General features: G+C 70.1%; 22 protein-coding genes. 17 read left to right on the forward strand and 5 right to left on the reverse strand.

The features are described from left to right. Positions 1-26: 26 nt before the first annotated feature. Positions 27-1217: a PucR family transcriptional regulator gene (locus BLT23_RS01235; RefSeq protein WP_090044612.1), complete on the forward strand. Its 1191-nt coding sequence runs from the start codon at positions 27-29 to the stop codon at positions 1215-1217. Between the two features lie 74 nt (positions 1218-1291). Here BLT23_RS01235 and BLT23_RS40455 read toward each other — a convergent pair whose 3' ends face one another. After that, positions 1292-1435, reverse strand: a complete 144-nt coding sequence (locus tag BLT23_RS40455; protein WP_218133645.1) for a hypothetical protein — start codon at positions 1433-1435, stop codon at positions 1292-1294. Between BLT23_RS40455 and BLT23_RS01240 the strand changes: the two genes are divergently transcribed. Both BLT23_RS01240 and BLT23_RS01245 read left to right on the forward strand, forming a co-directional pair. Next, complete coding sequence (locus tag BLT23_RS01240) at positions 1395-1625, forward strand: helix-turn-helix domain-containing protein (protein WP_090045658.1); 231 nt, start codon at positions 1395-1397, stop codon at positions 1623-1625. The genes BLT23_RS40455 and BLT23_RS01240 overlap by 41 nt on opposite strands. Before the next feature lie 249 nt (positions 1626-1874). Continuing rightward, positions 1875-2687, forward strand: a complete 813-nt coding sequence (locus tag BLT23_RS01245; RefSeq protein WP_090044614.1) for a ricin-type beta-trefoil lectin domain protein — start codon at positions 1875-1877, stop codon at positions 2685-2687. Positions 2688-2868: 181 nt separating this feature from the next. On the opposite strand, the gene BLT23_RS01250 is transcribed toward BLT23_RS01245, so the two are convergent. Both BLT23_RS01250 and BLT23_RS01255 read right to left on the reverse strand, forming a co-directional pair. Beyond that, on the reverse strand, positions 2869-3435 hold the full coding sequence (locus tag BLT23_RS01250) for an EF-hand domain-containing protein (RefSeq protein WP_090044616.1): 567 nt from the start codon (positions 3433-3435) through the stop codon (positions 2869-2871). 63 nt (positions 3436-3498) lie between these two features. Then, complete coding sequence (locus tag BLT23_RS01255) at positions 3499-5817, reverse strand: molybdopterin-dependent oxidoreductase (RefSeq protein WP_090044617.1); 2319 nt, start codon at positions 5815-5817, stop codon at positions 3499-3501. A gap of 186 nt (positions 5818-6003) precedes the next feature. Between BLT23_RS01255 and BLT23_RS01260 the strand changes: the two genes are divergently transcribed. From BLT23_RS01260 to BLT23_RS01300, 8 genes are all read left to right on the forward strand, one after another. Then, on the forward strand, positions 6004-6573 hold the full coding sequence (locus BLT23_RS01260; protein ID WP_090044619.1) for a hypothetical protein: 570 nt from the start codon (positions 6004-6006) through the stop codon (positions 6571-6573). A gap of 95 nt (positions 6574-6668) precedes the next feature. Continuing rightward, a complete protein-coding gene (locus BLT23_RS01265; protein ID WP_090044621.1) occupies positions 6669-8273 on the forward strand; it encodes a P-loop ATPase, Sll1717 family in 1605 nt (534 codons plus the stop codon). Position 8274: 1 nt separating this feature from the next. Then, positions 8275-10419, forward strand: coding sequence for a patatin-like phospholipase family protein (locus BLT23_RS01270; RefSeq protein ID WP_090044623.1), 2145 nt, complete (start codon positions 8275-8277; stop codon positions 10417-10419). Positions 10420-10590: 171 nt separating this feature from the next. Continuing rightward, on the forward strand, positions 10591-11295 hold the full coding sequence (locus BLT23_RS01275) for an MIP/aquaporin family protein (protein ID WP_090044625.1): 705 nt from the start codon (positions 10591-10593) through the stop codon (positions 11293-11295). Further along, complete coding sequence (locus BLT23_RS01280) at positions 11288-11479, forward strand: hypothetical protein (protein WP_090044626.1); 192 nt, start codon at positions 11288-11290, stop codon at positions 11477-11479. Before BLT23_RS01275 ends, BLT23_RS01280 begins: the two co-directional genes overlap by 8 nt. 225 nt (positions 11480-11704) lie before the next feature. Then, entirely contained in the window at positions 11705-12127 is a 423-nt protein-coding gene (locus BLT23_RS01285; protein WP_143035776.1) for a hypothetical protein, read from the forward strand. A 123-nt stretch (positions 12128-12250) separates the two neighbouring features. Beyond that, positions 12251-12910, forward strand: a complete 660-nt coding sequence (locus BLT23_RS01290) for a winged helix-turn-helix transcriptional regulator (protein ID WP_245743420.1) — start codon at positions 12251-12253, stop codon at positions 12908-12910. Between the two features lie 136 nt (positions 12911-13046). Beyond that, positions 13047-13343 carry a YncE family protein gene (locus tag BLT23_RS01300; protein WP_143035777.1) on the forward strand — a complete coding sequence of 99 codons (297 nt, stop codon included), beginning with the start codon at positions 13047-13049 and terminating at the stop codon, positions 13341-13343. Positions 13344-13483: 140 nt separating this feature from the next. Here BLT23_RS01300 and BLT23_RS01305 read toward each other — a convergent pair whose 3' ends face one another. After that, entirely contained in the window at positions 13484-14872 is a 1389-nt protein-coding gene (locus tag BLT23_RS01305) for a KamA family radical SAM protein (RefSeq protein ID WP_090044633.1), read from the reverse strand. A 119-nt stretch (positions 14873-14991) separates the two neighbouring features. Between BLT23_RS01305 and BLT23_RS01310 the strand changes: the two genes are divergently transcribed. Together BLT23_RS01310 and BLT23_RS01315 are read left to right on the forward strand one after the other, a co-directional pair. After that, entirely contained in the window at positions 14992-15453 is a 462-nt protein-coding gene (locus BLT23_RS01310) for an FxsA family protein (protein WP_090044635.1), read from the forward strand. After that, complete coding sequence (locus BLT23_RS01315) at positions 15450-16010, forward strand: GNAT family N-acetyltransferase (protein ID WP_090044636.1); 561 nt, start codon at positions 15450-15452, stop codon at positions 16008-16010. Before BLT23_RS01310 ends, BLT23_RS01315 begins: the two co-directional genes overlap by 4 nt. A gap of 7 nt (positions 16011-16017) precedes the next feature. On the opposite strand, the gene BLT23_RS01320 is transcribed toward BLT23_RS01315, so the two are convergent. Next, the gene (locus BLT23_RS01320) at positions 16018-16413 is read right to left on the reverse strand and encodes an SsgA family sporulation/cell division regulator (RefSeq protein ID WP_090044638.1); all 396 of its coding nucleotides are present in this window, start codon (positions 16411-16413) and stop codon (positions 16018-16020) included. Between the two features lie 102 nt (positions 16414-16515). Between BLT23_RS01320 and BLT23_RS01325 the strand changes: the two genes are divergently transcribed. From BLT23_RS01325 to BLT23_RS01340, 4 genes are all read left to right on the forward strand, one after another. Then, complete coding sequence (locus BLT23_RS01325; protein ID WP_090044640.1) at positions 16516-17475, forward strand: TIGR03885 family FMN-dependent LLM class oxidoreductase; 960 nt, start codon at positions 16516-16518, stop codon at positions 17473-17475. Beyond that, positions 17472-18965: an alpha-amylase family protein gene (locus tag BLT23_RS01330; RefSeq protein ID WP_090044641.1), complete on the forward strand. Its 1494-nt coding sequence runs from the start codon at positions 17472-17474 to the stop codon at positions 18963-18965. Before BLT23_RS01325 ends, BLT23_RS01330 begins: the two co-directional genes overlap by 4 nt. Before the next feature lie 71 nt (positions 18966-19036). Then, positions 19037-20047, forward strand: coding sequence for an L-erythro-3,5-diaminohexanoate dehydrogenase (gene kdd / locus BLT23_RS01335; protein WP_090044643.1), 1011 nt, complete (start codon positions 19037-19039; stop codon positions 20045-20047). Beyond that, a complete protein-coding gene (locus BLT23_RS01340; RefSeq protein WP_218133627.1) occupies positions 20040-21587 on the forward strand; it encodes an amidohydrolase in 1548 nt (515 codons plus the stop codon). Before kdd ends, BLT23_RS01340 begins: the two co-directional genes overlap by 8 nt. Positions 21588-21591 lie beyond the last annotated feature (4 nt).

Consider the following 21591-nt stretch of genomic DNA (forward strand, 5'->3'; position numbering starts at 1 on the left):
TGTGCGCTCGTGGATAGGGTCGGCCCATGTCCTGGACGTTGCCGCCCGCCCCGATCCGCGCCCTGATCCGCACCGGGGCGGAGATCGCGCTCGCCGAGCTGGACGACTGGCTGGCCGAGCTGGGCGAGGCGGCCCTGCGGGGACCGAACATGGCCGCGGTCGCGGTCGACCCGGTGCTGGCGGCCTCGGCCAGGCGCACCATCCGGTCCAACGTCGTGCAGTGGGCGTCCGCCAACGTCCGCGACCCGGGAGCGCGGGTGCCCGCCGACGTGGCCGACGACCCGGTGAGGGCGGTCCGCGACCTGGTCCGGCGGGGCCTGACCGAGTCGTCGCTGGACGCCTACCGCGTCGGCCAGGCCGTCGTGCTGCGGCGGTGGTCCACCATCGCGTTCTCGCTGACGTCGGACCCCGGCGAGCTGCGGGAGCTGCTCGACTTCGCGCACCGGTCGATCGGGGCGTTCATCGACGACACGGTCGAGGCCGTCTTCGCGCAGGTGCACAGGGAACGCGCGAACCTGACCAGCGGCACCCAGGCCGAACGCCGCGAGGTCGTCACCCTGCTCCTGGACGGCTCACGTCTCCCGCGGCGCCGAGCGGAGGCCCGCCTCGGGTACCGGCTGTCCGGCGAGCACGTCGCCGCGATCGTGTGGAGCGACGACCGGACGTCCGGCCCCGACGACCTGGACCGGGCAGCCGAGGCGCTGGCGGGGGAGTCCCGCCCGTTGACGGTCGTCGCGGACTCGGCCACCCGCTGGCTGTGGCTGCCCGCGATGCCGGACACCAGCCGGGTCACCGTCGCCCCGTCCGTCCGGATCGCGCTCGGCACACCCGCGTCCGGCCTGGACGGGTTCCGCCGCAGCCACTGGGAAGCGCTGACCACGCAACGGATGCTGGCCCGCCTCTCCGCGTCCCGGCAGATCGCCACCCACGACGAGATCGAGCTGGTCTCCCTCGTCACCCGCGAACCGGAGCGGGCCGAACGGTTCGTGAAACGCACCCTCGGCGACCTCGAACACGCACCTGCGGACGTCCTCGACGCCGTCCGTGCCTACCTCGCGGAGGAATGCAACGCCTCCAGGGCCGCCGCCCGCCTTTTCACCCACCGCAACACGGTCGTCCGCAGGCTGGCACGCGCCGACGAACTGCTCCCGATCCCGTTGGCGGACAACGTGCTGCGCGTCGGCGTGGCGCTGGAGATCACCCGCTGGACGCCGTGACTCCGGCGCGGGCCTGAGGCAGGACCTCGAGCTTCCGGCGGGAACCACCGCGCGGCCGGTCGGCGACGAGCCGGTCAGAAGCTGTGCGGACCGAAGCGGCCCCAAGCCGCGAAGACGGCCAGGGCGAACAGGACGGCGTTGACGACGACGCCGGAGAACTCCTCGCTCGGCGTCTCGATGGCGGCCGTCGCCCGCGAGGCGGGGGTCGGCAAGGGCACCCTGTCCCACCGGTTCCCGAGCCGCCAGGACCTCGTCGCCGCCGTCTTCGCCGACCGCATGGACGCCTACGCGGACGCCGCCCCCGCGGCTAAAAGCAAACGCCGGACCGCGATTCGTTCCGGCCCGAGCGCGGCGGCGAGACAGTCCGTTGATTGCGGGACCTTGTTCCATTCCTCCCACGCCTCCTGACGCGAAACGGACTGCATCGGCTCATTTCCTCCGGCGACGTCGTGGAAGAGGGCCGCGGCCGGCACCCCCCAGTGACCGGCCGCGGCCCTCGATCCCCCTCCGAACCCTGCCGGCACAGGGTGTGCCCGATCGGTTCCGCTCGGCAAGCGTGTCCCGGTTGCTTCAGCTCATTTGGGACCGCTAGCTTCCTGACCTGCTGGGACATGTCCGTCCCGGGACGGCACCCGCCGGTCGGAGCACACCGCCGGCATGAACGTGAACGAGGTCCTGATGGCGCCTGGCCGGTCGAACGAACCCGATCCGGTGCGCACCCTGGCCGACGCGCTCAGCACCCTGCAGCGCAATTCCGGTCGTCCGCTGCGGTCGCTGGAACCCGAGATCCACGTCAGCGATTCGTCGCTGTCGCGCTATTTGCGCGGACACTCGGTGCCACCTTGGGATGTCGTTCGCGCGTTGTGCGTGGCGTTGAAAGCGGACCCCGTCGAATACCGGGCGCGTTGGGAGGCCGCCAATGCGATTCAGTCGCGTGCGGTGCAGGAGAAACCGGACGTCGCGCCGTCCAGGAAGGCGAGCAGGACGGAGTGGCGGTGGGCCGCCACCGGCGGGGGTGTGGGCGCGGTCCTCGGCAGCCTGGTCACCCTGGCGGTGATCCCCGCGCCGACGTCCGGTGAGAGCGATCCGGCCGGTCCGCTGCCCATCACGACGTCCGGGCGCATCTTCGTCAGCAGGGCGACCGGCGCCTGCCTGGACCACAGCATGGAGGGTGGGCTGCGCACGTTCCCCTGCAACGGCATGAGCTACCAGCGCTGGACGGTGCGGCCCTTCGGCGAGGGCACCTACCGGATCAGCAACCACGCCACCGGCGCCTGCCTCGACCGGGGGGCCACCGGACTGCGGAGCGCGGAATGCGCCGAGACGGCGTCTCAGCAGTGGATGGTCACGGTGTCTGACGCCGCCGCCGAGGTGCGCAGGGCGGACGACGACGAGTGCCTGCACGACGACGAGGTGGGCCTGCGGCTCATCGCCTGCGACGGCGGGTCCCGCAAGCAGCGGTGGGGATGACCGGCTCGCCCGTCCATCAGATGATGCCGTGCCTCATCGCGTAGGCGACGGCGTGCGCGCGGTCGAGCAGCCTGACCACCTCGGGCTCACGCTCGGTGAACCCGAGGTGGTCAGGCCCTTCGCGTCGAGGACGTCGTCGTGCAGCTGCCTCAGGCCGAGCAGAACGCCCGCGACCCGGCGCTCAGACGGGCTGGCCGACCTCGGCGATCCTGCCGAACAGGTGGGTGGCGGGAGCGTCCGGGTCGTCGCCGTAGAAGAACTCCAGGAGCGCCTGGTGGAACTCGGCGCGGTCCAGCCCGCCGGAGCCGTCGAGGTCGAGGGCGTCGAAGACGGCGGAGCAGTCCTCCGGCGACACGTTGCCCGCCAGACCGAAGATCTCGCGGAACTCCTCCCGGTCGATCCGGTCGTCGCCGTCGAGGTCGATCAGGTCGAAGTAGCAGTCGGCGACCGGCCCGACCTGCTGCGAGTAGAGGGACGGGTCGGCCAGCGCGCGGTGGAAGCCCTCGGTCATCTCCCGCAGGTCGACCTTGCCGTCGCCGTCCACGTCCATCGGGGCGATCACGTTGGCCCAGAACGCCGCCAGCCCCTCCGTCAGCCGGTGGGCGGTCTCCGACGCCGACGCGGCACCGCGGGCCGTCGTGAAGCGCTCGCCCATCAGCCGGACGTCCTGCACGGTGATCACGCCGTCGCCGTCGACGTCCGCGCCCCGGAACCACTGGCGGTACTTGAGATCCTGGACTGCGGTCATGGCACGGAAAGTAGGTACGCCGTCATGGGGTGTCCAGCGGTGTACCTCGGCCGGGAGCACGGATCATTCGTTCGAGTGATCGTCCGGCCGCGCGAGGCCGGGCGGGGTGAAGGCCAGCACGTCGGGCAGGGGGCCGTCGTGGCGTTCGACGTCGACGAGCACGCTGTGGGCGCTCGGGCCCTGGGACAGCCGCGAGCACGGCCGGTCCGCTGTGAGGACGTTCGGGTTGCCGTGGCGGTCCAGCGTCCCGGTCTCGCCCGGCTGGACCGGGTCCCACCACGCTCCCGTGGACAGCTGCACGACGCCCGGCATCAGGTCGTCGGACACGATCGCGCCCGCGAGGCAGCTGCCCCGGTCGTTGTGGACGCGCACGACCATGCCGCTCTCGATGCCGCGCGCCGCGGCGTCGGAACGGTTGATCGTCACGGGTTCGCGGCCGTGGATCTTCGAGCCGAGGCTGTTGCCGCCGTTGTCGTACTGGCTGTGCAGGCGTGACGCGGGCTGGTTCGAGATCAGGTGCAACGGGAACCGCTCCGCCAGACCGGCCCGCAGCCACTCCGTCGGTTCGTACCACGTCGGGTGCCCGGCGCAGTCGTCGTAGCCGAACGAGTCGATCTCCTCGGAGAAGATCTCGATCCGGCCGGACGGCGTCGCCAGCGGGAAGCCCTCCGGATCGGCGCGGAGGGCCTCGAAGCTGCCGGGGAACGGCCCGGCCGGCGCGGGCAGCTCCACCGCGGAGCGCCGCCAGAACTCGTCGAAGTCAGGCAGGACCGCCTCATCGCCGAGCTCGGCCCTGGTCACCTCGTACAGGTGCCGCACCCACTCGGTCTCGGAACGCCCCTCCGTGAACTCCTTCTCGAACCCGAGCCGGGACGCCAGCGCGGCGAAGATCCGATGATCGGTCCGCGACTCGCCCGCCGGTTCGCGGACCTTCGGCATGGCGACGACGTGCGGGTCCGAGAACCCGGCGGCGAAGTCGTCGCGCTCCAGGCTCGTCGCGACGGGCAGGACGATGTCCGCGAACTTGGCCGTGGTGTTCCACCACGCCTCGTGCACCACCACCGTGTCGGGCCTCTGCCAGGCGCGGGTCAGCCGGTGCAGGTCCTGGTGGTGGTGGAACGGGTTCCCGCCACACCAGTAGACGAGCCGGAGGTCGGGCAGGGTGAGGCGCATGCCGTCGTAGTCGATGACCTCACCGGGGTTCAGCAGCGCGTCGGCGATCCGCGCGACGGGGATGAAGCCGGGAACGGGGTTGGGCACCTCGGGGATCGTCGCCACGAAAGCGCGGGCGGGTGCGACACCCGTCGCGTCCATCGTCGCGTAGCCGGCGCCCCAGCCGCATCCCGGAAGTCCCATCGACCCCGACATGGCGGCCAGCACCACGGACATCCAGATGGGTTGTTCGCCGTGGTCCGCCCGCTGCACCGCGTAGTTGACCATGACGACGGAACGCCGGGAGGTGAGCCGCCGAGCGAGGTCAACGAGCACCTCGCGGCCGATGCCCGTGATCCCCGCCGCCCAGGCGGCGTCCTTCGGCACACCGTCGAGCTCGCCGAGCAGGTAGGAGGCGAAGCGGTCGAACCCGGTGCAGCAGCGGCGCAGGAAGTCCTCGTCGTGCCACCCGTTGACCAGCATCGTGTGCGCGATGCCGAGCATCGCGGCGGTGTCGGTGTTGGGGACGATCGGCAGCCACTCGGCGTCGAGGAACCCGGCGGCGTCACCGCGGATCGGACTGACGCTCACGAACCGCACCCCGGCCTCACGGCACCGGCGTTGCAGGTCCCGGGTCTGGTGCCGGGCGAGGCCGCCGGGGTTGATCTGGCTGTTCTTGAGGGCCAGCCCGCCGAACGCCACCACCAGCTCGCAGTGCTCGGCGATCTCGTCCCACATCGGCATCCGGCTCTGGTAGCTCCACGGATGACCGCCGATCACGTGGGGGAGGATCACCTCCAGCGCCGCGGTGCTGTAGGTGTTGCGGGAGTCGGTGTAGCCCCCTCCCAGCGCCAGGAACCGGTGGAGCTGCCCCTGTGCGTGGTGGAACCTGCCCGCGCTCGCCCACCCGTAGGACCCGCCGAACACCGCGCTGTCCCCGTGCCGCGACCGAACCCGCCGCAGCTCGTCGCTGACCAACGTGATCGCTTCGTCCCAGCTCACCTCGACGAAGCTGTCCGCACCCCTGGCCGGGGGCCTGCCGTCCAGCCACCCCTTGCGCACCGCGGGACGCAGGATGCGAGCGCTGTCCTCGGCCGCCGTCACCATCCCGGGCCCGATGGGCGAAGGCGCGGGGTCGCCGGGCGCAGGCTCGATCCGCACCAGCCGATCGGAGTCGACCACGGCGACGAAACTGCCCCAGTGCGTCGCGACCGGCAGGCGTCGTTCCATCACGCACCCGCTTCCCTCGGGAGAAGTCCCAGCGGGCCATGGTGGCACGGGAGCGGGCGGGGTTTCCCCGCCTCGGCACGAGCTTCATCAGGTCGGCCTACCGCGGACGCGACGTTTCGCGGAGCCGCTGCCGGAAGCGCGCGAAAACGGGAGACTCCCGGACAAGACCGTTTCGGGGGAGGCGTTGTGTCCGACGACCTGGGTGTGCTGACCGCGATCTACCAGTCCGATCGCACCGACCGTTCGACGACGCTGACCGTCAGCCTCGCCACGATGGGCGCCGCCGTCACCTACCTCGTCGGCACGATCGCCTTCTACGACAAGCTGGACCTCCTCGGCTGGACGATCTGCCTGCTCCCCTTCCCGCTCGTCTGCGTCGCCGCCTTCCACGCGGTGCTGCTGAACCTCGCCGCTGTCCGGGCCCGGTCGATCCTCACTCTCGAACGGGTGCTTCTCGACCGGGTGCCGGAGGGCTCGCCGCCGGACCGCCGTGAGATCGGCGTGACCGCGAGTGAACGAGCGGGCAACCTGCACACCGCCCATCCGAGCCAGCGCGCGGCGATACTCATCGCCTATGGCGGAGTCGCGGCCACCTACCTCGGGTACGTCGTCCTGATGCTCGTCAAGGCGGCACGGCACATGTCCGGGTGGATCGCGGTCCCGGTCGTGGCCTACGTGGTGCTGCTGGTGCCGGTGGCACTCGCCTGGCGGCACAGCACGGCGAACTTCGACCTGGAGCCTGCCCGCACCCCCTGACCCGCCTGGAATTGTTCACACGTTCGGGTGGTGCCATAGCGATTCCGCATCTGTGCGCCGGCTGCGTGCACTTGTGTCGGGTACGGGGAGGCACCGTGAACGCACTGAACCGAATCCTCACCACCCGGGAACCGTTCGGGCCCGCGGACAGCGAGAGCGTCTTCGAAGCCGGCCTCGCGGGTGTGGACGAGTTGCTCGACCGTTCCAACCTGATCTACGCGCAGACCATCAGCGCGAGCCGCCCGACCTACATCATCGGCCGCAAGGGCGCGGGCAAGACCGCGTTCCTCTTCGGCTCCGCGATGAACAACAGCGTGCGAGCGTTGCGCACCGCCACCGTCTACCAGTGGATGGCGAGCGTGATCCGCTGCTGGACGGAGGTGCGCGGGCCGCTCTTCGTCGACCAGGCCGCCGACATCTGGGAGGCGGTGTTCGAGCAGGTCGCCCTGTTCCACGTGCACGACACCGCGCAGAGCGACGACCCGGTGAACGAGCTGCAGGACGTCTGGGACCACCTCGACCACCCCGAGCACACCGACGCGACCAAGATCACCGAGCGGTTCCTCGCCGAGCTGCAGCGCCGCATCGGCAACCGGGAGCTGATCGGGCTGAACGAGATCATCGGCGACGTCTCGCACGGTGGCGTCACGTTCGACCAGGCGCGCCGGGCGATGCGGGTCATCCTGCGGAAGCGGCAACAGCCGCTGGTGATCGTGATGGACAACCTGGAGGACCTGCACGCACGGCTGCCCGAGCTGCGGGACGTGCTGTCGGGCATGTTCCGGTGCGTGGGCAGGGTGATCCTCGGCAACGACGCGTTCGGCGTGCAGATCTGCCTGCCCAGCGAGCTCTTCGACCAGATCCACGAGATCTCGACCGCGCCGGAGAAGGACTTCCGGGGCAGCTACCTCACGATCTACTGGACGGCGAAGGAGCTGCTCCGGCTCGCGGACAACCGCCTGGGCCTCTACCTGCGCACGCACCACCCCGACGAGTACGAGGTGCTGCTGGCGAAAGCGGCGGGCAGGGAGGAGCCGCGCCTGCTCAGAGCCGCGCTGCCGCACCGCATGACCAGCGGGCTCGGCGCGGAGGAGGACCCGCTCGCCTACCTGCTCCGGCACACCCAGCTGCTGCCGCGCCACCTGATCGAGATCCTGAACAGCGTGTTCACCGCACCGGTGAACGGCTCGGTGCCGTGGGCCGTCACCGAGGAGGCGATCCGCGGCGGAACCCGGCGCGCGGAACGCATGGTGGTCAACGGGATCTTCGCCGCCCACCAGGCGTCGTACCCGCTGGCGCGCGAGGCGCTGGTCCGGCTGTCGGACCGGCTGGAGATCTGCTTCGCCGCCAGGGAGCTGCACCGCGTGTTCAACCGCGAGGGCATCCGCAAGGCCACCGGGATGGAGTTCGGTGAGTTCCTGCCGATGCTGTTCACGCTGGGAGCACTGGGAGTGCGGTTCGACGAGACGGCGCGCTACAACAAGGCGCACTTCCAGTACACGTTCGACTCCAGCCTCACCGGCGAGGAGGACACCGACTACCTGTGCTTCCACCCCCTGTTCACCCGCTACCTGCACGAGCGGTCGTTGCCGAAGCTGCGCAGGAAGAACGCGAAAGCCACCTACCCGCACGGCTGCGACCCGGCGGACGAGGACTACCGGGTGTCCCTCGGGTACACCGCCGCGGCGGTGCGAGGCTGACATGGCGCTGGGCTACGGAGGACGCAGCCTGCCGAACGTGGGGGCCGAGTACGTCGAGGACCCGCCGGAGGGGATACGGATCGGGATCGCGTTGTCCGGCGGGGGAATCCGCTCCGCCGCGTTCAACCTCGGTGCGATGCAGGCGTTGCAGCACCGGCACGTCCTGGAGCGCGCCGACTACCTGACCGGCGTGTCGGGCGGCAACTACGTCGCGAGCGCGCTGACGATCACCGGCGCCTACAGCAATCCCGGCACCGACAACGGGAAACCCCACTGGGGCAGCGGTTCCGTCGAAGAACGCCACCTGCGCCAGCACACGAACTACCTGGCACCCGGCCGGGTCGGCAGGTTGTGGCTCGGGCTGAGCATGGTCTACGGGTTCATCCTGAACTACCTGCCGTTCGTGCTGTGCGCGTTCATCGGCGGAAAGCTCGCGGGATGGGCGCTGAACTGGCTCGGCCAGCCACTGGAACGCCTGCGGCTCAACGGTCTCGACCTGCCCGCGGCGCTCCCGCTGAAGGTGCTGCTGATCGGCGCGGCCGCACTGGCGGTCGTCGCCGTGCTGCTGGTGGCGTACCGCAGGTTCATCGACATCCGCCGGTCTCCCCGCAACTACGGGGAGACGCGGTCCGAGGGCGTCGCCGCGAACCTGGTGCTGCTGGTGGGCGTGATCGCGGTGCTGCTGGTGCTGCCACCGCTGGCGTCGCTGTACGGCAAGGTCTCCACCGCGATGATCTCCTGGCTCTTCCACGAGCCGCCGGAGGCGTTCGACACCACGCAGGGCCGCGTCGTGATGGCCGCGGTGTGGCTGGTGCTGTCGCTGGTGCTGGCCATCGCCGCGCTCGCGCTGAGCCGCCGGTTCCGCGCCCTGCGCCTGATGCTGGTGCTGTCCGGGCTCGGCAGCGCCGGCCTGCTGCTCGTACCCCTCCTGTCGTCGCTGGAGTTCGCCGCACGGCTCGGCGTCCGCGGGACCGGCGACCTGCTCGGCGTGCTCGCCGCGACCGCCGTGGTCGTCCTGATGTCGATCAAGGTGCACAACCGCCGCTACTCGATGCACCTGTTCTACCGAGAACGGCTCAACAGCGTGTTCGCCCTGCGGCGCAAGCTGAACGAGGACGGCGACGTCGTGTGCGAGCCCATCGGGTACGACGAACGCCTCTACTTCTCCAAGATCGGGTCCAAGCTCCGCGCGAGCGGGCGCAAGATGCCCAAGCTGATCGTGTGCTGCGCGGTCAACCTCACGAGCGACGAGGTGCCGGTCGGCAGGTTCGCGGAGTCGTTCACCTTCGAGCACGACCAGAGCGGTGGCGGCCTGTTCGGCCGTCGCGGCACCGACTGGTACGAGGAGCAGACCGGCCTGCCGGGCACGCAGCTCACCCTGCCGTCGATCATGGCCGTGTCCGGCGCCGCCCTGTCGCCGCTGATGGGCAGGTTCACCTACCCGCCGCTGCGCTTCCTGATGGCACTGACGAACGTGCGCCTCGGCGTCTGGATCAAGAATCCCCTGCACCCGCGCTGGGAGCGCAAGCCGGAGCCGCCCCGAGGCCGGCTGGCCCGCCTGTGGGCGTCCGTCCTGGACGGCTGGCACGAGCCGGGAGCCCTCTACGTGCTGCGCGAAGCGCTGGGCGCCACCAAGTCCACCCACCGCTTCATCTACCTGACCGACGGCGGCCACTGGGAGAACACGGGTCTGGTGGAGCTGCTGCGCAGGCGCTGCACGCACGTCCTGTGCTTCGACGCGAGCAGCGACCCCACCGGAGCCGGCCTGGACATCGGCCGTGCCATCGCGCTGGCGCGCAGCGAGCTCGGCGCGGACGTCGAGCTCGACCCGCGCCCGACGATGCCGGGGGAGGACGGCATGAGCGAGCTGATGGCCGTGCGAGGCCAGGTGAGGTATCCGGACCAGGGCGGCGAGGCCAAGCTGATCTACGGCAAGGCGGTGCTCACCCGGTCCGGCAGCTGGGACCTGCACGCGTTCAAGGCGCGCGAAGGCCGGTTCCCCAACCACTCGACCAGCAAGCAGATGTTCACCGACGAGCAGTTCGAGGCGTACCGGCGTCTCGGCTACGAGGCGGGGACGCAGGCGGTGGACCTGCTGAACATCCCGGACGCCTTGCTGAGCCCGGTGCGCATCGTGCTCAGCTGACGCGCGGACCAGCCGCCCCCGACCGCTGACGGCACAGCCATTCCACACCGTTGGGCCATCCGGGTGCCCTGGTTGCCGCGGGTCCATTACCGCCCCCTTACGGGACGCGTCCGACGACCGTATGTGGCCATACGGTCGTGTCGCCGCCGCCCGAGGAAAGGGGTTCACCTCATGGACATCCCGTTGGCCCGCCGTCTGCTCGCGGAACTGGCCGGCACCGCCGTGCTGTGCCTGTTCGGCATCGGCGCGGCGGTCGCGGCCGGACCGGCAGGTCTGCTGGTCGTCGCACTGGCACACGGACTCGCGCTCGCCGTGGCGATCTACGCCTTCGGTGCGGTCTCAGGAGGTCACTTCAACCCGACCGTCACGGTCGCCCTGGCCGTGCGCGGACGGTTCGCCTGGCGGGAGGTGCCCGCCTACGTGGCGGCGCAGCTCGCCGGTGGCGTGCTCGGCGCCGCGGTGGTCTTCGCCGTCTACCGCTCCACCGCGGTGACGGCCGGCTTGGGTGCCACGACGTACGGTTCCGGTGTCTCGCCGGTGCAGGCGCTGATCGCGGAGTCGACCGGCGCGTTCATCCTCGTCACCGCCGTGTTCGCGTTCGCGGTCGCACCGGACGCACCAAAAGGCCTGCACGGCTTGGGAATCGGGCTCGCGCTGGCGACGCAGATCATGGTGTTCGGCCCGCTCAGCGGAGCCTCGGTGAACCTGGCCAGGACGGTCGGGCCCGACGTGCTGCTGTCGCTGACCGGCGGCACCGCCGCCTGGTCCCAGCTGCTCGTGTACCTCGTCGGGCCGCTGGTCGGTGGCGTCGCCGCGGCACTGCTGCACGGAGTGGCGAGGCGGGTCACGCGAGTTCCAGTCGCGGAACATGCCTGAGCGCGGTGACGACCTGCCGGAGTGCTGCCGGGCGGCTGCCGAAGCCCACCACCGCTGCCTGGACGGCTTGATCGCGGAGGGCTGGCAGATCGAGGGCATGTGCGTGCTGCCGCGGTGTGTGCGCCACGACGGGTGCGAGTGGTGGTCGCGGCCTCCGGCGGATGACCGTCCACTTCAGACCTGAAGCACCGACTCCATCCCGCCGCCCCTGCCGGGCGGCGGGATGTTGCAGCGTCACCGGGGTCTCGTAGCAGGGCAGGTAACCCGTGATCGCCTGCCGCAGGACGTGCGACTCGGGTTTGGCAGCCTTTGTAGGGGATGATCACGTGGCGACCAGTCGCGTCGATCACCAAGCAGGCCGGGCACCAGTCTCCGGCGATCCAGCGTAACTTAAGCACATATACTGACAATGGATCATGCTCGACGCTCCGAGGCATCTGGTGCGACGCTGCTGCGCAACCCGATGGCCCGGCACCCGCGGCTGCCGCTGGTGCTGATGGGCGCGCTGATCGGCGGACTGCTGCTCGGCAGGCCGTACTCGTTGTTCCGGGTGATTTTCCGCGACACCGCGGCCAGCAACGACGTCGGGTACGCCGTCGCGGCGTTCGTGCTGCAGTCGCTCGGCAACATCGTGATCATGGTCCTGGTGTTCCTGGTGCTGATGCACGCCACCGGCTGTCGGGTGCGGCGGTGGTTCGCCGCACGACCCGAACGGATCGCGCTGGTGACCGGTGCCGGGTTGCTCGTCGCGAGCAGCTTCACACTGGTGTACTGGGATCTGCGCGTGCGCGGCAGAACCGGGATCATCCGGTATCCGATGATCTCCTGGTAGCCCGCGCGGACGGCCTGTGCGGCTTGGAAAGCCCGGCCGCGGTTGTCCGTTGTGGACCCCGACCGAACGGAACAGGTCCTGCCGACGACTCGTTGTTACTATGTACACCGAGAGTGAAGGCAGGTGGAAGTGGCAGGCGGCAAGCGCGACTACGGTCAGTTCTGCGGACTGGCCGCCGGGTTGAACGTCATCGGCGAGCGGTGGACGCTCTTGATCGTGCGTGAGCTGCTCATCCGGCCCGCGAGGTTCAACGAACTGAGCGAGAACCTACCGGGCATCGGACCGAACCTGCTGTCCGAACGGCTGCGCATGCTCCTCGAGTGCGGCGTGGTGGAGCAGACCTCGGTCGAGGGTGACGGCCGGGCGCGGCAGTACCACCTGACCGAGGTCGGCGAGCAGCTGCGTGGCGCGGTGCTCGCGCTCGCGCACTGGGGCCTCGGCTTCCTCTCCGAGGACGACCGCAAGGGCGCGATCAGGGCGGAATGGGGTTTCCTCGCCGTCCAGTCGATGATCGTGGAGGACGCGATCCCCGACGTCGACGAGGTGTACGAGTTCCAGGTCGGCGACCAGACGTTCACCATCGAGGTCAGCGACGGCGCGATCACCTTCGGTCTTGGCCACGTCAAGGAAGCCGACCTGACCATCGAGTGCGACGCCGACACGTTCATCCGGATCGGCGCGCACATGCTGTCCCCGTTCGAGGCGATCGCCACCGGTGACGTCCGCATAAAGGGCAAGCCGGACGCGGTGCGCCGCTGCACCCTCATGCTCGGCCTGAGCTGATCTCACTGCTATTAGCTATAGCGAGTTGGGCAGATGCTCGTGCGGCGCCGAGCGCCGCATCACGACCCGATGAGGCGGCGTCGCCCGCCCGTACCTCGACCTGTCGAGCTGGTGCAAGGCGCACGTCTGGTCCACCGTGGTGTCACCCGACCGCAGGCACGTGTACGTGTCGATGAGCGGCATGCGCGGCCCGGTCGCGAACATGGTCGGCATCGTCGTGTCACCCGACGGCGGGTTCATCTACGCCTGCGACTTCAACAGCTGGCAGGGCAACGGCAAGGTCATCGCGATCGACCGGAAGACCCGCGAGGTCAGCGTGCTCGCCGACGGGCTCGACCAGCCGTCGACGCTCAGCCTCGACGGCCCCTACCACCTGCTGGTCGCCAACACCGGCAGCCGCACGGCAAGGCGAGCGGCGGGCAGGATGAAATGAGCGTCCTTTGTGGACTTACCGGGTCATGGTGGGGCCGTTGGGCGTCGAGACGAAACGAGACGCTATGGGGTCTGACCAGTCAAAACATGCCGATGGGGCCGTCTTCGGGAGATGTCCCGAAAATGGCCCCATTGTGGCCGTCAGCTCTGGCCGGCCCACCACTTCTGGCCGGTCTCGCCGAGGGTGGAGATCGGGTCGTAGTAGGGGTAGCGGCGGTTCAACGCCTCCGGGTCCTCCAGTTCGATCCCGGTCCGGTAGTTCTTCGTCCAGTACGAGATCCCCAGCTCGCGGTCGTATTCCTCGAGCTGGTGCACCCACCGCTTTCCGACGTACGGCACGTCGCACACGATCCGCGGCGTCGCGTAGCCGGGCAGGTAGCCCATGATCGCGTGCTGGAGCTCCTGCGCCTCCCACACCGACACCCGCCAGTGCTCGGCGTTGGGGATCATGTCGCACATGTAGAAGTAGTACGGCAGGATGTTCGCTTCCCCTTGCAGGGCGAAGCAAAGGTCCAGCAGGTCGTCCGGCGTCGCGTTGACGCCCTTCATCAGCACGCCCTGGTTGCGCACGTCGCGGACGCCGACCTCCAGTGCCGTGCGCGCGGCCTCGGCGACCAGTGGTGTCACGGACTGCGCGTGGTTGACGTGGGTGTGGATCGCCAGGTTCACGCCGCGGCGCGAGGCGGTGCGGGCGACTCGTTCGAGGCCCTCGACCACGCGCGGCTGGAGCCAGTGCTGGGGGAGGCCCGCCAGCGCCTTGGTGGCCAGGCGCACGTCGCGGACCGTGTCGATGTCGAGCACCCGCATCAGGAACGACTCGAGCTGCGGCCACGGCACGTTCGCCACGTCGCCGCCGGAGACGACCACGTCGCGCACGCCGGGGGTCTTCTTCAGGTACTCGATCATCTGGTCCTGGCGGTCGACCGGCTTGAGCGACAGCTTGTGCTTGTCGATCAGCGGCGTGGAGTTGCCGACCAGGTCCATGCGGGTGCAGTGGCCGCAGTACTGCGGGCAGGTCGACACCATCTCGGCGAGGACCTTGGTGGGGTAGCGGTGCGTGAGGCCCTCGACGACCCACATCTCCGCCTCGTGCAGCGAGTCGCGCTGCGAGTGCGGGTGGGACGGCCAGCGCGGGTCGCGGTCGGAGCGGACCGGCAGCATGTAGCGGCGCACCGGGTCGGCGAGGAAGGCGTCGGTGAACTCCGCGGGGGACAGCGGCGCGTCGACCGCCATCGTGTTGAGCATCTGCGGCGGGAGCAGCATCGACATCGTCGCGAAGTTCTCCTGGTCCGCGGCCAGGTCGTCGTAGAACTTCTCGGTCAGCAGGTCGCCCGCCACCTTGCGGAGCTGCTTGACGTTCTTGACGCAGTTCACCCGCTGCCACTGGGCGTCACGCCACTGCGCGTCGGTCACGTGGGCCCATCCGGGGAAGCGCCGCCAGTCGGGTTCGACCAGCTCACGCCGGACGTACGTGTACGGCTGGCGGTCCAGCCGCTCCAGCGCCGTGGGGGCGTCGTGCAGCGCGGTCATCCGTACTCCTCAAAGTCGAGGTCGCGTGAAGATATCCTGTCACACGGTTCGACTGCCGTAAATATTTCAGCTCAAGCCCTGGTCGGGAGCATTTGGGGACTTCTGTGCGTTCAACCGGTATGCCTGTCTTCGCTCTGCTGCTGCTCGGCTTCTTCGCCGAGGTCGCGGTCATGATCACTGTCGGGAACGCCATCGGCGGGCTCTGGACGATCGCGCTGCTCCTGCTCGGCACCCTGGTCGGGTTGTCGCTGGTGCGCAGGCAGGGCGCGCAGACGATGGCGGCGTTCCGCGAGTCGGTGTTCCAGCGCCGCGAGCCGCACCAGGAGATGGCAGACGGCGTGCTGATCGCGGCCGCGGGCCTGCTGATCACGGTGCCGGGCTTCATCAGCGACGTGGTGGCGCTGTTCCTGCTGTTCCCGCCGACGCGCAGGCTCGTGAGCAGGCGGATCGCGCGCAAGGCCGAGGCCACGGCGCTGCGGCACCAGCACGAGCGGCGCTTCGGCGCCGGTCAGGTCGTCGAGGGTGAGGTGGTCGACGTCGACGAGCCGGTGGTCGTCATCGATCGCCGCGAACTGACGTGATCCGCGCGTACCGGCCCTCGGACCTGGACGCGCTCCACGACATCTGCCTCGACACCGGCAACGGCGGTCAGGGCGTGCGGCACCTGTTCGACGACCCCAGGCTGCTGGGGCACGTCCACGTCGGCCCGTACGCGGCGTTCGAACCCGACCTGGTGCTGGTGGCCGAGGACGACGACGGCGTCTGCGGGTACGTCGCCGCGGCGTCGGACAGCGAGGCGTTCGAAGACCGCTGCGAGCGCGACTGGTGGCCTGACCTGCGGCTCCGGTACCCGTTGACGCCGGAGTCGAACCGGGTCGTGTGGCAGATCCACCACCCGCCGCGCGTCGACCCGATGATGGTCCGCGACTACCCGGCGCACCTGCACGTGAACCTGCTGGCACGCGCCAGGGGCAAGGGGCTGGGCGGTTCGCTCGTCCGCACGGTGCTCGACCGCCTGGAGAAGGGCGTCCACGTGCACGTGCGGCGCCAGAACACGCACGCGATCGGCTTCTGGGAGCACCTGGGCTTCCGGGTGATCGACTCCGCCGACGGGCTGCTGCTGGGCCTGCGCCTGTGAGGGTGGGTCAGGCGAGCAGGTCCTTGAGCAGCAGCTCGAAGTCGACGACCTCGCGCCCGGCGGGCACCGCCGAGTAGGTCGAGTCGAGGAACCGGCCCAGCTCGTCGGCCGACAGGTGGAACACCGCGTGCGAGTCCTCGGTGAACAGCTCCAGCACGAGCACGTCGCCCTTGCCCGGCCGCAGCCGCACGTCGCCGATCCCGGCGGGGGACAGCAGCCCGTCGGACAGCAGCTCTCGGCCGACGAGCCAGGTCGACTCCCGGTCCCGTGCGTGGAAGCGCATCGTGACGGCGTGCGGGTCGTCCGAGCGGTACTGGAGGTCGACGTTCATCGGCTCTATCGAGCCGTCCGGCCGGACGAACTCGACGACGGTCATGGTGCCGACCCGTGTCTCGTTGAACATCGTCGTTCCTCCTCCGCAGTGAGGGTGCTCCCATAGACACGCGCGCCGCGCCCGGAAGGTTCAAAGCTTTCTCGGACTGCCCGACTGGGTACTAGAAGGCGCATGACGGTCTACGGCATCCACGCCTCACACGAGCAGATACACCCCGCCGGCCTCCTCGCCGCTGTGCGCAGGGCCGAGGAAGCGGGGTTCGCCGCGGCGATGTGCTCCGACCACTTCTCGCCGTGGAGCGCGCGTCAGGGCCAGTCGGGGTACGCCTGGTCGTGGCTCGGGTCCGCGCTACAGGCGACCGACCTGCCGTTCGGCGTGGTCACGGCACCGGGGCAGCGCTACCACCCGGCGATCACCGCCCAGGCGATCGGCACGCTCGCCGCCATGTACCCCGGCCGGTTCTGGGCCGCGCTGGGCACCGGTGAGGCCAGCAACGAGCACATCACCGGCGACGTCTGGCCGCGCAAGGACGTCCGCACCGCCCGGCTGCGCGAGTGCGTGGACGTGATCCGCGCGCTGCTGGCCGGGGAGGAGGTCAGCCACGACGGCCTGGTCACCGTCGACCGCGCCCGGCTGTGGACGCTGCCGGACGAGATGCCGCTGCTGGTCGGCGCCGCGGTGAGCCCGGAGACGGCGCGCTGGTGCGCCTCCTGGGCCGACGGCCTGATCACCGTCAACGCCGCTCCCGAGCGGCTGCGCGCGGTCGCCGACGCCTACCGCGACGCCGGCGGCAAGGGCAAGCTGCACCTCCAGGTGCACCTGAGCTGGGACCCCGACGAGGACGCGGCGATGGCGACGGCGCACGAGCAGTGGCGCAGCAACGTCTTCCAGCCACCCGTGTGCTGGGACCTGGAGATGGCGGAGCACTTCGACGTCGTGTCCGAACGCGTCACGCCCGAGCAGGTGGCCGAGGTCGTGAACGTCTCCTCGGACCTGAAGTGGCACGCGGAGCAGCTGAGCTCGTACGAGGAGATCGGGTTCGAGGAGATCTACCTGCATCACGTCGGCCAGGACCTGGACCCGTTCATCGACGCGTTCGGTGAGCACGTGCTGCCGGAGGTGACAGCGTGATCCGTTCCTCCGACGTCTGGTGGAAGAACGCCGTCATCTACTGCCTCGACATCGAGACCTTCACCGACGACGGCTTCAGAGGCGCGACCGAACACATCGACCACTTACACGCCCTTGGCGTCACGTGTGTGTGGTTGATGCCGTTCTACCCGACCCCCGATCTCGACGACGGCTACGACATCACCGACTTCTACTCGGTCGACCCGCGCCTTGGTTCGCTCGGCGACTTCGTGGAGTTCGTGCGCGCCGCACGGGACCGCGGCATGCGCGTCATCGCCGACCTCGTCGTCAACCACACGTCCGACCAGCACCCGTGGTTCCACGATCCCGAGAAACGCGACTGGTACGTCTGGGCCGACAAGCCCCAGGAGGACGGGCCGCAGGGCGTCACGTTCCCGGACAAGGAGGACAGCCTCTGGGAGTACTCGGAGGAGGTCGGCAAGTACTACCTGCACCGCTTCTACAAGCACCAGCCGGACCTGAACGTCGCCAACCCCGCCGTCCGCGACGAGATCGCGCGGATCATGGGCTTCTGGATGGAGCTGGGCCTCAGCGGTTTCCGCGTGGACGCCGTCCCGTTCCTGCTGGAGCACCAGGACCGCACCGACGCGATCGACCTGCCCGACCCGCACGACTACCTCGCCGATCTGCGCGCGTTCCTCAAGCGCCGCAACGGTGAGGCCGTGCTGCTCGGCGAGGTGAACCTGCCCTACAAGGACATGATGCCCTTCTACGGCCAAGGCGTCGGCGACGAGCTGACCATGTGCTTCGACTTCGTCGGCATGCAGGCGATGTACCTGGCGCTGGCACGGCAGACGAGCGGGCCGCTGGCGAAGGCGCTGCAAGAGCGCCCGGCGCCGCCCCGCGACGGGCACTGGGCGACGTTCGTCCGCAACCACGACGAGCTGACGCTGGACAAGCTGCCCCTCGACGAACGCCAGGAGGTCTTCGACGCCTTCGGCCCCGACCCGGACATGCAGCTCTACGGCCGGGGCCTGCGCCGCCGCCTGCCGTCGATGCTCCAGGACGACTACCGGCGCATCCGCATGGTGTACAGCCTGCTCTTCACGCTGCCGGGCACGCCGGTGCTCTTCTACGGCGAGGAGATCGGCCTGGTCGAGGACCTGGCGCTGGAAGGCCGGATGGCGGTGCGGGTGCCGATGGACTGGGAGGCCGCGGGACGGCAGCGGCACGCGCCGGACTCGCTGCTGTCGTTCATGCGACGGCTGGTCGAGTGCTACCGGGAGTGCCCCGAGCTGGCCTGGGGCACGGTCGAGGTGCTCGACGCCGGCGACCCCTGCGTGTTCGCCCACCGCGCCGACTGCGACGGCAGGACGGTGATCGCCCTGCACAACTTCGCCGACCGCGAGGTTCAGGTGCGCGTCCCCGTCGAGGGCACCCTCGTCAACGTGCTGAGCGGGGAGAAGAGCCCGGCCGAGTTCGACCTCGCGCCTTACGACTGCCGCTGGCTCCGACTGATTGCCGAGTGATGCTTGCGGTAAGTCCGTCCTTCACGTGAAGATATCCTTCGAGATAGCGTCGTCGACCGAAGGATTTTCAGGTGAGCGCGTACGGACTGCACCGCGTCCTCGAACCCGCCGGTGTCCTGCCGCAGCAGGCGTGGCGGCTGGACGCGAGCCCGGTCCCGGCCGCTGACGAGGTCGTCGTCGCGGTCGAGCGCCTGAACCTGGACGCGGCGTCGTTCCGCCAGCTCCGTGAGCAGCACGGCAGCGGCGCCGCGGTCCGGCAGGCGGTGCTCGGCATCGTCGCCGAGCGCGGCAAGATGCAGAACCCGGTCACCGGGTCGGGCGGCATGCTGCTCGGCACCGTGCTGGAGGTGGGGCCCGAGTCGCCGCTTGGGCTGCGGGTGGGGGACAGGGTCGCGACGCTGGTCAGCCTCACCCTCACGCCGTTGCGGATCACCGACGGCCTGGAGGAGTGGGACGGCGAGGACGAGCAGGTGCCGTGCCGGGGGACCGCCGTGCTGTTCGGCCGGTCCATCGCGGCCGTGCTGCCGGACGACATGCCCAGCGAGCTGGCGTTGTCCGTGCTCGACGTGTGTGGCGCACCGGCACTGACGGACCGTGTGGTGCGCAAGCACCCCGGTGGGTCGGTGCTGGTGCTCGGCGGTGGCGGTAAGTCGGGTTCCCTCTCTCTTGCGGCCGCCCGTCAGGCCGGAGCGTCGCGCCTCGTGGCGTTGGTGCCGACCGAACGTGAGGCGGCGCAGGTCCGTGAGTCGGGCTTGGCGGACGAGGTCGTCATCGCGGACGCACGGAACCCCGTCGCCGTCGCCGAAGCGGTGGGCAAGCAGGTCGACGTCACGGTCGTGTGTGTGGACGTGCCGGGGTGCGAGCACGGCGCCATCCTCGCGACCGCCGACGGCGGCACCGTGATCTTCTTCTCGATGGCGACCTCGTTCAGCGCCGCCGCTCTGGGAGCGGAGGGTCTGGCCGCCGACGTCGAGATGCTCGTCGGCAACGGGTATGTGCCTGGTCACGCCGCCTTCGCGCTCGACCTGGTCAGGAACCAGCCGGGTGTGCGGGCCCTGTTCGAGCAACGGCAGACTGCGTGACGTGAGTACGCAACTTTTGGTCGGCGGACGCATCTACGCACCGGATGCGACGGCGATGGCCGTGACGGACGGCGTCGTCGTGTGGATCGGACAGGACTCGGTCGGCCGTGCGCTGCACCCCGACGCCGAGGTCATCGAGCTGAACGGCGCCTTCGTCGCGCCCGCGTTCGTCGACGCGCACGTGCACGCCACGTCCGCCGGCCTGCTCCTGACCGGCCTCGACCTGACCCGCACCGCCAGCGTCGCCGAACTGCTCCAGCAGGTGCGGGACGCCGAGGGCCTGCTGGTCTGGGGCCACGGCTGGGACGAGACGCGCTGGCCGGAGAACCGCCCGCCGACGCGCGCGGAGATCGACGAGGCCGCCGCGGGCAAGACGGTCTACCTGTCGCGCATCGACGTGCATTCCGCCGTCGTCTCCTCGGACCTGGTGACGGACGAGGTCCGTGCCGCAGACGGCTACACGGAGGACGGCCCTCTCGCGCGTGCCGCCCACCACCACGTGCGTGGCACGGCCAAAGCAGCCATCACGCCGGAACAGCGCGAAGCCGCGCAACGCGCGTTCCTCCGCCACGCCGCGTCGCAGGGCATCGCGTCCGTGCATGAGTGCGCGGGCCCGGACATCTCCGGCGAGGACGACCTGCGCGACCTCCTCGCCGTGGACGAAGGCCCCGAGGTCGTCGCCTACTGGGGTTCCCACGACCTGCCGGACGTCCCCGTGCGTGGCCTGGCAGGCGACCACTTCGTGGACGGCGCGCTCGGCTCGCGCACGGCCGCCTTGGTCGAGCCCTACGCCGACGCCCCGACCTCCGGCGCGCTCTACCTGACCGCCCAGCAGATCGCCGACCACCTGGTGAAGTGCACCGAGCAGGGCCTCCAGGCCGGCTTCCACGTCATCGGCGACGCGGGCATGGCCACCGTGGTCGAGGGCTTCACGATCGCCGAGAAAACCCTCGGCACCCCGGCACTCGCGTCGGCGCGCCACCGCCTCGAACACGTCGAGATGGTGACAGCGGAGCAGGCCGCCCAACTCGCCGGGTGGGGTGTCATCGCCTCGGTCCAGCCGTTGTTCGACGCCGAGTGGGGCGGGCCGACCGGCATGTACGCCCAGCGGCTCGGAACCGAGCGCGGTGTGGGGCTGAACCCCTTTTCCCGCCTCGCGGCAGCAGGCGTAGTCCTCGCGTTCGGCTCCGACACCCCCGTGACCGCCATCGACCCGTGGGCCGCCGTGCGCGCGGCGGTGCACCACCGGACCGAGGGCTTCGGCGTCTCCCCACGCGCCGCGTTCACCGCGCACACGCGTGGCGGCTGGCGTGCGGCGGGCGTGGACGACGGCCTGACCGGCACGCTCCAGCCCGGCGCCCCCGCGACGTACGCGGTGTGGGAGACCGGTGACCTGGTCGTCGCCGGGTCCGACGCCCGCGTGCAGCGCTGGTCCACCGACCCGCGCTCGGGCGTACCCGGCCTGCCCGACCTGACCGGTCCCGCGCCCGTGTGCGTGCGGACCGTGCTGAACGGCCGGACGATCTACGAGAGGAAGTGACTTG

Source organism: Lentzea fradiae (genome assembly GCF_900100955.1).
GTDB classification, from domain to species: domain Bacteria; phylum Actinomycetota; class Actinomycetes; order Mycobacteriales; family Pseudonocardiaceae; genus Lentzea; species Lentzea fradiae.